Annotated in this window: 8 protein-coding genes; 2 read left to right on the forward strand and 6 right to left on the reverse strand. The window is 59.0% G+C overall.

The annotated features are described in order from the left end of the window. Window positions 1–22 precede the first annotated feature (22 nt). Window positions 23–874, forward strand: coding sequence for a LysR family transcriptional regulator (locus VCA57_RS00875; protein WP_411183066.1), 852 nt, complete (start codon window positions 23–25; stop codon window positions 872–874). On the opposite strand, the gene VCA57_RS00880 is transcribed toward VCA57_RS00875, so the two are convergent. The 5 genes from VCA57_RS00880 to VCA57_RS00900 all read right to left on the reverse strand — a co-directional run bounded on the left by VCA57_RS00880 (window position 822) and on the right by VCA57_RS00900 (window position 10,800). Beyond that, window positions 822–2,300 carry an efflux transporter outer membrane subunit gene (locus VCA57_RS00880; protein ID WP_411183067.1) on the reverse strand — a complete coding sequence of 493 codons (1,479 nt, stop codon included), beginning with the start codon at window positions 2,298–2,300 and terminating at the stop codon, window positions 822–824. The genes VCA57_RS00875 and VCA57_RS00880 overlap by 53 nt on opposite strands. Then, window positions 2,297–5,404, reverse strand: coding sequence for an efflux RND transporter permease subunit (locus tag VCA57_RS00885; RefSeq protein WP_411183068.1), 3,108 nt, complete (start codon window positions 5,402–5,404; stop codon window positions 2,297–2,299). The genes VCA57_RS00880 and VCA57_RS00885 overlap by 4 nt, the downstream gene beginning before the upstream one ends. Then, entirely contained in the window at window positions 5,401–8,499 is a 3,099-nt protein-coding gene (locus VCA57_RS00890; protein WP_411183069.1) for an MdtB/MuxB family multidrug efflux RND transporter permease subunit, read from the reverse strand. Before VCA57_RS00890 ends, VCA57_RS00885 begins: the two co-directional genes overlap by 4 nt. Beyond that, window positions 8,496–9,725 (reverse strand): MdtA/MuxA family multidrug efflux RND transporter periplasmic adaptor subunit, encoded by a 1,230-nt coding sequence (locus VCA57_RS00895; RefSeq protein ID WP_411183070.1) that lies wholly within the window; start codon window positions 9,723–9,725, stop codon window positions 8,496–8,498. Before VCA57_RS00895 ends, VCA57_RS00890 begins: the two co-directional genes overlap by 4 nt. 172 nt (window positions 9,726–9,897) lie before the next feature. Then, window positions 9,898–10,800 (reverse strand): LysR family transcriptional regulator, encoded by a 903-nt coding sequence (locus VCA57_RS00900; protein ID WP_411183071.1) that lies wholly within the window; start codon window positions 10,798–10,800, stop codon window positions 9,898–9,900. Between the two features lie 111 nt (window positions 10,801–10,911). Here VCA57_RS00900 and VCA57_RS00905 point away from each other — a divergent pair, with 111 nt between their 5' ends. Then, the gene (locus tag VCA57_RS00905; protein ID WP_411183072.1) at window positions 10,912–11,907 is read left to right on the forward strand and encodes an aldo/keto reductase; all 996 of its coding nucleotides are present in this window, start codon (window positions 10,912–10,914) and stop codon (window positions 11,905–11,907) included. Window positions 11,908–11,975: 68 nt separating this feature from the next. On the opposite strand, the gene tpx is transcribed toward VCA57_RS00905, so the two are convergent. Next, window positions 11,976–12,476, reverse strand: a complete 501-nt coding sequence (tpx, locus tag VCA57_RS00910; protein WP_411183073.1) for a thiol peroxidase — start codon at window positions 12,474–12,476, stop codon at window positions 11,976–11,978. Between the last annotated feature and the right edge of the window lie 7 nt (window positions 12,477–12,483).

Raw genomic sequence — 12,483 nt, forward strand, 5'->3', positions numbered from 1 at the left:
AAGTTGATCTAGGAATACTTTGATGCTCGATCATCTGCTCTTGCGCAGTTTTGTTGCCGTGGCCGATTGCGCTAACTTCACCCGTGCGGCTGAACGCCTGCACCTCACCCAATCAACCGTTAGCCAGCAAATACGCCGACTGGAGGACAACCTTGGCTGCCGTCTACTTGATCGCAGCGCGCGGCAGATACTGATGACCGCAGAAGGCGAGCAACTGTGCAGCTATGCCCGGCGCATTCTGGCGCTGCACGATGAGGCCGAGGATGTGCTGCGTAACCAGCAAATTCAGGGGGTACTGCGCCTCGGCGTTCCGGAGGATTTTGCCGCTGAACGCCTGATGCCGCTGCTCGCCGATTTTGCCGACACGCAAACCAGTGTGCGTTTAGAGGTAAGCAGCGGGCTCAGCCCAGAACTGCTACGGCAATACCGCGAAGGCGAGTTTGACCTGCTGCTGAGTAAGCAGATGAACCCCGGCAATGATTGCCTGGCCGCCTGGCCGGAGCCGTTGTGTTGGGTGGACAGCCGGCATAGCCCGGCCTGGCCACGTGAACCGCTAGCACTGGCGGTATTTGCCCCGGGTGGTCTGTATCGCCAGGAAATGCTCCAGACCTTGGAAATGCAGGCCCGCAACTGGCGTATTAGCTATTCAAGTGCCAGCCTGGCCAGCGTCTGCGCCGCGGTTGCTGCTGGCCTTGGGATAAGTTTGCTACCACGCCGCGTCCTGCAGGCTGAACACCAGGTCATCGACAGCCTACCGGCTATCGAGGGCATGCACCTGGTGCTGTATGCCCGGCCCAACCTAGGCCAGGCCGGCACCCTGCTCAAGGAGCGGCTGTACCATCTGTGCCAGGAGCAGTCTGGGATGCAGCCTTAGGCGGCTCATCCAGCAACAGCTGTTGCTGCCAACCACCGCCGAGCGCGGCAATCAACTGCACGCTGGCGGTCAAACGACTGCCCAACAGAGTGAGGTTGTTACGCTCATTATTCAGCGCTGTAGCCTGCACACTGACCACGCTGTTGAAGTCGACTGTTCCTGCTCGGTACTGATTTTCGATCAGACGCAGGGATTCGCGGGCGGCGTCCAGCGCTTCTTGTTGCACCACTGCTTCCTGTTGCAGCACGCGCAGCTGCACCAGGTAATCCTCCACCTCACGGAAGCTGTCGAGTACTGACTGACGGTATTGCGCCACAGTCTGATCGTAAGCCGCCTCCGTGCGCTCCAGCTCAGCGCTGCGTGAGCCTCCGTCAAACAACGTTAGCGCCAGCTGTGGTCCGATAGACCAGAAACGATTGGGTAAGTCGATCCAGTCGGCAAAGCTGCTGCCACGGTAGCCGCCGCTGGCGGAAATAGTCAGGTCCGGATACCACGCTGCTTCAGCCACGCCAATATCGGCGTTGGCGGCCATCACCCGGCGTTCGGCGGCGGCCACATCCGGGCGGCGCTCCAGCAGTTGTGATGGCAACGCCACAGGAATTGTTGGCAACACCGGCAATTGCTCGCGTACGGCAATGCTCAGCTCACTTGGTGGTACACCTATCAGCACAGCAATCGCATGTTCCAACTGGGCACGTTGCCATTGCAAATCAATAGCTTGCGCCTGGGTGCTTTTAAGCTGGGTTAAGGCCTGACTGACATCGGATTTCGGCACAATGCCGGCGTTGTACTGGTTTTCCGTGAGTTTCAGCGAGCGCGCATAGGCCGCGACCGTGGCATCGAGCAGGCGCTGTTGATCATCCAGCACGCGCAGTTGCAGGTAATTCTGCACCAGCTCTGATTGCAGGCTGAGCTTCAGTGCAGCCAGATCGGCGGCACTGGCCTCATAATCGGCACGGCTGGACTCCAACGAACGGCGCAGTTTGCCCCAGATATCCAGCTCCCAGGCAGCATTCAGGCTCAGGTCGTAGCTCTTGCTAATACCTCCAGAGGTTGTCGTAGTGCCGCTGCCCTCGCTACTGCGGGTAGCGCCGGCGCTGCTCGACAAGCTGGGGTAGAACTCCGCTCGTGCACCACGAACCAACGCACGGGCCTGACGGTACTGTGCCTCGCTGTCGGCCAGGTTCTGGTTGGAAATATTCAACCGCTCAACCAGCGCATTCAGCTCGGTATCGCCATACAACTGCCACCAACTGCCGCGCTCCAACACATCGCCGGGCTTGGCCTGGGTCCAGCCTTCAATCTGTTTGAACTGCGCTGGGGTTTGCAGCTGCGGGCGCTGATAATCCGGGCCGATGGCGCAGGCACTCAGGGCCAAGCTCAAGGCCAACAAAGTGGGTAAACGGTAGGCAGCGAAAACATTCATAGCGGGGTTTCCAGAGCAGCGTCAGTGCGCACACCGCGCCAGCGGTTAACCCGATGGCGCAGGCGGTCGAAATACAAATAGATCACTGGGGTGGTGTACAGGGTCAGCAGTTGGCTCAGCACCAAGCCCCCCACAATAGTGATGCCGAGCGGCTGGCGCATTTCCGAACCTTCGGCAGTGCTCAGCATTAGCGGCAGCGCGCCAAGAATCGCCGCCAGGGTGGTCATCATGATGGGCCGAAAGCGCAGCAGGCAGGCTTGGCGAATCGACGCCTCGGGGCTCATGTGTTGCTGACGCTCCAATTGCAGCGCCAGGTCGATCATCAGGATGGCGTTCTTCTTAACGATACCGATAAGCAGGAATAGACCGAGCAGTGAAATCAAGCTGAACTCGATGCTCATCAGTTGCAGCGCAAGCAATGCGCCAACCCCGGCCGAGGGCAAGGTAGACAGAATGGTCAGCGGATGCACATAGCTCTCGTACAGCACGCCTAGGACGATATACACCACGACCAAGGCCATCAGAATCATCCACGGCTGGTTTTGCTGGGTCTGCTGAAAGGCTCCGCCGGTGCCACCGAGTACGCCTTGCACTTCAGTTGGCAAGCCAAGCCTGGCAATAGCGGTATTAATCGCCAGGCTGGCTTGATCCAGGCTGACCCCTTCGGCCAGGGAAAAGCCGATATTTTCCACGGCAAATTGCCCTTGGTGACTCACCCGGTCTTCCTCCAGGCTGCGCTCCCAGCGGGCAAAGCTGGATAACGGCACCCGTTCACCGTCGTCAGTGATTAGCTGAATCTGGTCGAGGGTTTCCGGGTACTGGGCAAACTGCGGGTTGATCTCCATGACCACGCTGTACTGATTGAGACTGTCATAGATGGTCGAAATCTGCCGCTGGCTGAAGGCATTATTCAGCACGGCGGTGATCATGTTCATGTCCACGCCCAGGCGCTTGGCCACATCGCGCTCAACCACCAGACGAATCTGTTGGGTGCCCTCGACTTCCTTGGCGTCGATATCGGTCAGTTCAGGCAAGGCACGCAGCGCCTCGCGCACGGGCGGCAACCATTTGCGTAATTGGTCCAGATCTCCGGACATCAGCATGAACTCGTTTTCCGAGCTGCGCCCTTCCCGTCCGCCGATCTGCAAGTCCTGATCGGGCATCAGGAACATCCGCCCACCCGGCACTTTCGGCACCTCTTTGCGCAGACGGTTAATCACTGCCTGGGCGCTAATCTTGCGCTCAGTGATTGGTTTGAGACGGACGATCATAAAGGCGTTGTTGATTCCGCCACTGCCACCAATAAAGCCCGCCACGCTGTCCACCGCAGGGTCAGCCAGTACAGCGCGGCGGTAGATTTCCATTTTCGGCTGCATCACCTGGAATGACAGACCGTCATCGCCACGAATAAAACCGATCAGCTGGCCCGTGTCCTGTTGCGGCATAAAGGTCTTCGGCACGATGACAAACAGAAAGATGTTCAGCGCAATGGTCGCCAACAGGCTGAACAGCATCAGCAACGAATGCCGCAGCGCCCAGTCCAGGCTGCGCTGGTAGCACCCTAACACCCGCGCCTGCACGGCCCCGCCCCAACGCTGCATGGCGCTGGGCTGGTGTGCGACGGTTTCGGCCTTGAGCCAGCGGGCGCAGAGCATCGGCGTCAGGGTCAGCGATACCAGCAGGGAAATCACGATGGCCACCGCCAAGGTGATGGAAAACTCGCGAAACAAGCGCTCGACGATGCCGCCCATAAACAGGATCGAGATAAACACTGCGACCAGCGACAGGTTCATCGCCAGCAAGGTAAAGCCCACTTCGCGTGCGCCCTTGAAGGCCGCTGCCATGGGCGTTTCACCGGCTTCGATATGCCGCGAGATGTTCTCCAACACGACGATGGCATCGTCCACCACCAGTCCAGTGGCGATGATCAGCGCCATCAACGACAGGTTATTCAGGGAAAAATCCAGCAGGTACATCACCGCAAAAGTACCGACCAGCGAGACCGGCACGGCTAACGCCGGAATCAGCGCCGCGCGCCAACGGCCAAGGAAGGCGAATACCACCAGAATCACCAGCACCACAGCAATCAGCAGAGTTTGTTCGGCCTCATGCAGGGTGGCGGTGATCACCGGCGAGCGATCCATGGCCACCTGCAAGGTGATACTGGCTGGGATCACCGCTTGCAGCGCCGGCAACTGCTCACGAATGCCGGCGATGGTCTCGATGATATTGGCTCCAGTCTGCCGGTTGATCACCAGCAACACGGCTTGTTCGTCATTGAAGAAGCCGCTGTTGTAGCGGTCTTCAACGCCATCGGTAACGGTCGCCACATCGCCCAGGCGCACCGCTGCGCCGTCTTGGTAGTGAAGAATCAGCGGCAGGTAATCGGCGGCTTTTTCCAACTGATCGCTGGCTTGCACCTGCCAATGCTGCTCGTCATCTTCCACCGCACCTTTCGGCCGTTTGGCGTTGGCCGCGCTGATGCTCTGGCGCACCTCATCGAGGGCAATGCCGTAGTGATCGAGCAAACGCGGCTCAAGGGATACGCGCACAGCAGGCAGTGAACTGCCGCCAATCTGCACTTCCCCAACCCCGGTTACCTGAGCCAGTTTTTGCGCCAGGATGGTCGACGCCACGTCGTACAACTGGCCCTTGTTGAGTACATCGCTGGATAACGACAGCACCATGATCGGTGCTTGCGACGGGTTGATCTTGGCGTAGGTCGGCATGCTGCGCATACCGCTGGGCAGCAGATCACGCGAGGCATTGATGGCGGCCTGCACCTCGCGGGCGGCGGCGTTGATATCGCGATCCAGATCGAACTGGATCATGATCCGCGTGCTGCCCTGGCTGCTGCGGCTGTTCATCTGGCTGATGCCGGCGATGGTACCGAGTGAGCGCTCCAGAGGCGTGGCCACGCTGGAGGCCATGATCTGCGGGCTGGCACCCGGCAGGCTGGCCTGCACGGTAATGGTGGGGAAATCCATCTGCGGCAACGGCGCTACCGACAGCAAACCAAAACTCACGCCGCCGAGCAGGATAATCGCCAGGCTCAGCAATAACGTGGCGACTGGCCGACGAATAAAGGGCGCAGAGAGGTTCATCGGCTGACCACAAGCCCGGCCGCAGTGCGACCACTGATGCGCCGCGAAAGGCGATCGAAGTAGAGGTAGATCACCGGCGTGGTGAACAGCGTCAGCACCTGGCTAAGCAGCAACCCACCGACCATCACCAAGCCCAGCGGCTGGCGCAATTCAGCGCCAGAACCGGTCGCCAACATCAGCGGGATCGCGCCGAACAGCGCAGCCAGGGTGGTCATCAGAATCGGTCTGAAACGCAGCAGCGCCGCTTGGTAGATCGCTGCTTCCGGTTGCATGCCCTGATTACGTTCAGCGTCGAGGGCGAAGTCGATCATCATGATCGCGTTCTTCTTGACGATGCCGATCAGCAAAATAATGCCGATGATCGCGATCAGACCCAGCTCATTACCGCTTATCAGCAACGCCAGCAGCGCGCCAACTCCAGCCGAAGGCAAGGTGGAGAGGATGGTAATCGGGTGGATATAGCTCTCGTAAAGCACGCCGAGCACGATGTACATGGTGATGATGGCCGCCAAAACCAGCAGCAACGTGCTCGACAGCGAGGCACGGAAGGCTTCCGCTGCGCCCTGGAAGCGGCTCTCCACGGCTGTTGGCACGCCAATCTCCTGCTCAACCCGTTCGATTACCGCCACTGCATCACCCAGCGATACGCCGCTGGCCAGGTTGAATGACAGGGTGGCCGCGGGGAATTGGCCGATATGATTGATCAGCAAGCTAGCAGCCCGCTGATCAATCTGCGCCAGGCTCGACAGCGCGACCTGCTGGCCATCAGCCGCCTTGACGTGAATCTGCCGTAGCGCCGCCGGGCCGATACTGCCGGCATTCTCGCTTTCCAGCACCACGCGGTACTGGCTGGCCTGAGTGTAGATCGTGGAAATCTGCCGCTGGCCGAAGGCGTCGTAGAGGGCATTATCGATATCCGCCACACTCACCCCGAGGCGGCCGGCCATGTCGCGGTCGATCTGCAAATACACCTGCAGGCCACGGTTCTGCAGGTCACTGGCTACGTCGGTGAGTTCCGGTTGCTGGCGCAACGCGCTGACCAGTTTAGGCACCCACTCTTCGAGCAAATCGATATCCGGTGATTCCATGCTGAACTGGAACTGGGTACGGCTGACCCGATCCTCGATGGACAGGTCTTGCACCGGCTGTAGATACAGCTCAATACCGGGAATCTGTGCCAACTCGGGGCGCAGGCGTTCGATGATCTGGCTGGCGCTGACATTACGCTCGGCCCGTGGCGTCAGGTTGATCAGCAGGCGACCGCTGTTCAGCGTTGGGTTATCGCCATCCACACCGATATAGGACGACAGGCTGGCAACGGCTGGGTCCTGCAGAACCACCTCGGCCAGGCGCTGTTGGCGCTCGCTCATGGCCCGGAAGGAAATTGACTGTGGTGCTTCAGAAATACCCTGAATAACGCCGGTGTCCTGCACCGGGAAGAAGCCCTTGGGCACCGCCAAGTACAACACCACGGTCAGCGCCAGGGTGGCGATGGCGACCAGCAGGGTCAGTGGTTGATGCTTGAGCACCCAGGTCAGCCACACACCGTAGCGGGCGATCATGCCGTCAATCACTGCGCCGGCTGCACGGTAGAAGCGCCCTTCTTCCTCAGGCTTTTCTGCCTTGAGCAGGCGCGCGCACATCATCGGCGTCAGGGTCAGCGAAATCACCAAGGAAATCAGGATCGCCACCGCCAGGGTGATGGCGAACTCGCGGAACAGCCGCCCGACCACATCGGCCATAAACAGTAGCGGAATCAGCACGGCAATCAGCGAGATGGTCAGCGACACCAAGGTAAAGCCAATCTGCTTGGCACCTTTCAACGCGGCATTCAGCGGTGTTTCGCCCTCCTCCAGATGCCGGGCGATGTTCTCTAGCATGACGATGGCATCGTCCACCACAAATCCGGTGGCGATGGTCAGGGCCATCAGCGTCAGGTTGTTGATGGTGAAGCCGGCGAGGTACATCACGCCGAAGGTGCCAATCAGTGACAGCGGCACGACGATGGACGGAATCAGGGTGGCCGAGAGCTTGCGCAGAAACAGGAAGGTCACCAGCACCACCAGGGCGATGGCCAGGAGCATTTCATGCTGCACGCCGGTTACTGCCGCGCGGATGGTTTCCGTACGATCCGTCAGCACGCTGACCTCAACGCTGGCCGGCAGGCTCTTGGTCAGGCTGGGCAGCAGGGTTTGGATGCGGTCGACCACGTCGATGACATTGGCCCCAGGCTGGCGCTGCACATTAACCAGCACCGCTTCGTTGCGATTGGCCCAGGCCGCCAGGCGCTGGTTCTCCGCGCCATCGACAATTTCCGCGACGTCCTTCAGGCGTAAAGCTGCGCCGTCCTTGTAGCCGAGGATCAACTCGCGATACTCGTCGACAGATTTCAGCTGATCGTTGGCATCCAGTTGCGACACCCGAGTCGGCCCGTCGAAGTTGCCTTTGGGCTGGTTGACGTTGCTGTCAGTGATCAGCGTGCGTACATCACTGAGGTTCAAGCCATAGGACGCCAGCAGCTCCGGGTTGACCCGCAGGCGCACGGCAGGCCTTTGTCCGCCAGCCAGACTGACCAAGCCGACACCGCTGGTTTGCGCCAGTTTTTGCGCCAACCGGGTATCCACCAAATCGAACACCTTAGGCAGCGGCATAGATTTGGAGCTGATGGCCAGCGTCAGTACCGGGGTGTCCGCCGGGTTGACCTTGTTGTATACCGGCGGCGCAGGTAGATCGCTGGGCAGCAGATTGCTCGCACCGTTGATCGCGGCCTGTACTTCCTGCTCGGCGACATCCAGTTTCACTTCCAGGTTAAAGCGCAGGCTAATCACCGATGCGCCGCCGGAACTGGTTGAGGACATTTGTTTCAGCCCGGCCATCTGACCAAGCTGGCGCTCCAGCGGTGCAGTGACCGCACTGGTCATCACGTCCGGGCTGGCTCCGGGATACAGGGTCATCACCCGAATCGTCGGGTAATCCACTTCCGGCAGCGCTGATACGGGCAGCAGCCGGTAAGCGATCAGACCGCTCAAGAAAATCGCCAGCATGATCAGCGTGGTGGCGACCGGGCGCAGGATAAACAGGCGTGAGGCGTTCATTGGGCGCGCGGCGCTCCCTTGCCCTCAAGCGTTGCTGGCTCAGACGGTGGCACGGCAGGTTTGTCGTCGATGACTTCAACCTTATTGCCCGAACGCAGGCGGTCAGTGCCTTCAAGAACCAGGCGATCGCCCAGCTTGAGGCCCTGCTCGACCACATTCAGTTGGCCATCGCTGGGGCCGACGCTGATGGGGGTCAGCTGCACTTTGTCTTCAGCATCGACCACATAGGCGAAGGTGCCGCTGGCACCAAACTGCAACGCTGCTGCGGGCATCAGTGTGACGTTTTGCAGGGTTTTCACCCGCAGGCGTACGTTGACGAACTGGTTGGGAAAGAGCATTTCCTCGGCATTGGCGAAGCGTGCCTTGAGCTTGACTGTACCGGTGGCCGTGTCGATCAGGTTGTCGATGCTTTCCAGCTCGCCTTCGGCCAATTTGAGTTTTTCACTGCGGCCCCAGGCCTCAACAGCCAAGGTTTTACCCGCGCGAATTTGTTGCACCACGGCTGGCAGCTCGGCTTCCGGCAAGGTGAACATCACAGAAATTGGCAAGGTTTGGGTGATGACCACCAACGGTAGGGTATCGCCGGAACCGACCAGGTTGCCGACATCCGCCTGACGGATGCCGAGGCGTCCGCTGATAGGTGCGCGTACCTGGGTGAAATCGAGATTGAGCCGTGCAGTGGCAACATCGGCTTGCAAACTCTTAAGGCTACCGCGGTATTGGTTTACCAGCGCTTCCTGGGTGTCGAGGGTTTGCTTGGCAATCGAGTCTTCGGCGTACAGGCCGCGATAACGTTTCAGGTCTAGTTCGGCGTTACGCAGTTGCGCCTGGTGCTCCTGCAGCGCGCCCTGGGCTTGCTGCAAGGCTATCTCGTAGGAGCGTGGGTCGATCACCGCGAGCAGATCGCCCGCCTTAACCAGCTGACCATCCTTAAACAGCAGCTTGACCAGCTCACCATCCACCCGGCCACGCACATTCACCGTGTTATAGGCAGTGACGGTCCCCAGGGCTTTGAGCTCAACCGGGAAGTCGCCCTGGCTGACACTGGCCACACGCACCGGCACGGCCCCCATATCGCCGAAAGGCCCGCCGCGCATTGGCGGTGATTGCGGCTTGCTTGGCCAAAACCACCAGAGCAACACGCTCAGTAGGACAAGCAATAGCAGGCCAATCAGCCATTGGCGCGAGAGGTTACGAGGACGGAGGGTGGACTGTGTATCAGGCATGGCAACGATCACTTCCTTGGAGAGCGTGAACGATATTGACTATCAGCCAGTCTGCAAAGCCTCTTTACCGGCTATTTACCTTTCCCTTACGTAACTAAATGTCTGATACGCAAATAAAATTCGTCAATTAATCTGAGCTTTGCTGGGTGTGCTCAGCGCCTCAAGCAACGAATCAACGGGTTTCGGCCACGGCGAATAGCTCAATCAACCAATCGATAAAGACCCTCACACGTGGGGAAAGCTGGCGATGTGGCGGATACAACGCGGTAAGCGGAAGATCTGGCGGCGGCACATCGGCGAGTATCTCGTGCAAGCCGCCCTGCTCTAGTTGCTTACGCACGTGGTAGTACGGAACCTGGATGATGCCCAGCCCCGCCTCACACGCGGCGACATAGGCTTCAGCACTGCTGGTGCTGATACGCGCCGGCAGCAACATCTCTACCAGAGCGCCATCCACGATGAACTCCAGGGCAAAACAGCGCTCCGTTAGTGCCGAGAAAAAATTCACGGCCTGGTGCCCGTGTAGTTCAGCCAGGCTGCCTGGTGTGCCGTGCTTTTGTAGATAGCCTGCACTGGCACAGGTAACCTGGCGCAAGTTGGCAATCGCCCGCGCAGCCAGGCGGGTGTCATGCACTTCTCCTGCACGTAAAACGCAGTCGACGCCTTCACGAATCAGATCCACAGGGCGGTCATTGGCGCCCAGTATCAGTTCCATCTGCGGGTAGCGCTGCATGAAATCAGGCAGTGCCGGCACGATCACGCGCTGGGCAAGTGAAGCAGGCATATCCACCCGCAGCTTGCCATGGGGACGCGTACCACCCTCGGCAAACGCCTCTTCAAGCTCATCCAGCTCTGCGAGCAACGCCACACAACGCTGGTAGTAAGCCTGCCCATCGAGTGTCGGGCTGACATGCCGTGTTGTGCGATGCAATAAAGCGGCCCCAAGGTGGGCTTCTAATTGTTTGATCAGTTGCGTCACGGACGCACGTGGCAATGCGAGGCTGTCAGCGGCTTTACCAAAAGCCTGCAGTTCAACAATGCGGGTAAACACACGCATGGCTAACAATCGATCCATGGAACACCTGATTGTTTTGATTAAGCAAATAGTGAAAGACCTTTTAACCGGTTTATTCACCGTTACTCAAGCTGCAAGCTGGTTCCTCTATCTACCGATGAGGACATTTCCATGAAAACCCGTTTGCTTGGCCGTAATGGCCCACAGCTTTCTGCCATTGGTTTGGGCTGCATGGGCATGAGTGAGTTTTATGTGGGTAACGTCGATGAGGCCGAGTCGATTGCCACCCTGCATCGGGCTCTGGAGCTGGGTTTGAATTTTTTCGACACGGCCGATGCGTATGGCCCACACAGTAATGAGCAGCTATTGGGGCATGCGCTTGGGAGCAAACGTCAGAAGGCCTTTATTGCCACTAAATTTGGCTTGCTGCGTGACCCTAGCGACCCGCAAAAACGCGGTGTCAGTGGACACCCGGCGTATATTCAGCAAGCGATTATTGGCAGCCTAAAACGCCTGAATAGCGATTATGTAGACCTGTATTACCAGCATCGCATCGACCCCAACGTGCCGATTGAAGACAGCGTTGGCGCCATGGCCGATCTGGTGCAGCAGGGCAAGGTGCGTTACCTCGGCTTGAGTGAAGTGGCTGCTGAAACCCTGGAGCGCGCCCATCGCGTGCATCCAATCAGTGCTGTGCAGAGTGAGTATTCACTCTGGACGCGAGACCCAGAACAAAATGAGGTGCTCGCCACCTGCCGTCGCTTGGGGATTGCCTTTGTGCCTTACAGCCCCTTGGGTCGAGGCTTTCTCACGGGTGCCTTTAAAAGCGCGGAGGATTTTGCTGCTGACGACTATCGGCGCTTCAGCCCGCGTTTCCAGGGTGAAAACTTCACGCGCAACCTGCAACTGGTGAAACAGGTGGAAGAGATCGCCGCAGACAAAGGCGTCAAAGCATCACAACTGGCGCTGGCTTGGGTACTGGCTCAAGGTGATGACCTGCTGCCCATCCCGGGGACCAAACAGCGGCGTTATCTAGAGGAAAACATCGCTGCACTGGAGATCACCTTGAGCCCTGAAGAGCTCGCCGCAATCAGTGCGGTTTTTCCTCCACAGGCTGCTGCGGGTGAGCGCTATTCGCCTGAGTCGATGGCCATGCTTACTCAGTAATCCAGATTGTTTACGCCATAAAAAAAGCGGCCTACCGAGGTAGGCCGCTTTTTCACAACGTCACGCCGTTACTTGAGCACAGCCATGGCTGTTTCATAGTTCGGCTCGTCAGCAATTTCCGCGACCAGCTCGGTGTGCAGCACTTTGTCATTCTCGTCCAGCACCACCACCGCGCGGGCGGCAACGCCTACCAGCGGACCGCTAGCAATCGCAACGCCGTAATCCTTGAGGAATTCAGCACCGCGCATGGTCGACAGGTTGATCACGTTCTGCAGGCCTTCAGCACCGCAGAAACGCGCTTGGGCGAACGGCAGGTCGGTGGAAATGCACAGCACCACGGTGTTGGCCAGTTGGCTGGCATTGCTGTTGAAAGTGCGCACCGAAGTAGCACAGGTTGGGGTATCAACGCTTGGGAAGATGTTGAGAACTTTACGCTTGCCGGCCAGGCTGGCCAGGCTCACATCACTCAGGTCACCTGCGACCAGGCTGAAGGCCGGGGCTTGCTGGCCAACCTGTGGCAGTTGACCGGCGACTTCAACCGGAGAACCTTTGAGAGTGACTTGTGCCATGGGGTAG

It is taken from the genome of Pseudomonas sp. (assembly GCF_046581935.1).
Lineage (GTDB): Bacteria > Pseudomonadota > Gammaproteobacteria > Pseudomonadales > Pseudomonadaceae > Aquipseudomonas.

Coding starts and splice junctions, on each gene's coding strand:
- VCA57_RS00875 (WP_411183066.1), top strand. CDS start 23: ATGCTCGATCATCTGCTCTTGCGCAGTTTTGTTGCCGTGGCCGATTGC.
- VCA57_RS00880 (WP_411183067.1), bottom strand. CDS start 2,300: ATGAATGTTTTCGCTGCCTACCGTTTACCCACTTTGTTGGCCTTGAGC.
- VCA57_RS00885 (WP_411183068.1), bottom strand. CDS start 5,404: ATGAACCTCTCTGCGCCCTTTATTCGTCGGCCAGTCGCCACGTTATTG.
- VCA57_RS00890 (WP_411183069.1), bottom strand. CDS start 8,499: ATGAACGCCTCACGCCTGTTTATCCTGCGCCCGGTCGCCACCACGCTG.
- VCA57_RS00895 (WP_411183070.1), bottom strand. CDS start 9,725: ATGCCTGATACACAGTCCACCCTCCGTCCTCGTAACCTCTCGCGCCAA.
- VCA57_RS00900 (WP_411183071.1), bottom strand. CDS start 10,800: ATGGATCGATTGTTAGCCATGCGTGTGTTTACCCGCATTGTTGAACTG.
- VCA57_RS00905 (WP_411183072.1), top strand. CDS start 10,912: ATGAAAACCCGTTTGCTTGGCCGTAATGGCCCACAGCTTTCTGCCATT.
- tpx (WP_411183073.1), bottom strand. CDS start 12,476: ATGGCACAAGTCACTCTCAAAGGTTCTCCGGTTGAAGTCGCCGGTCAA.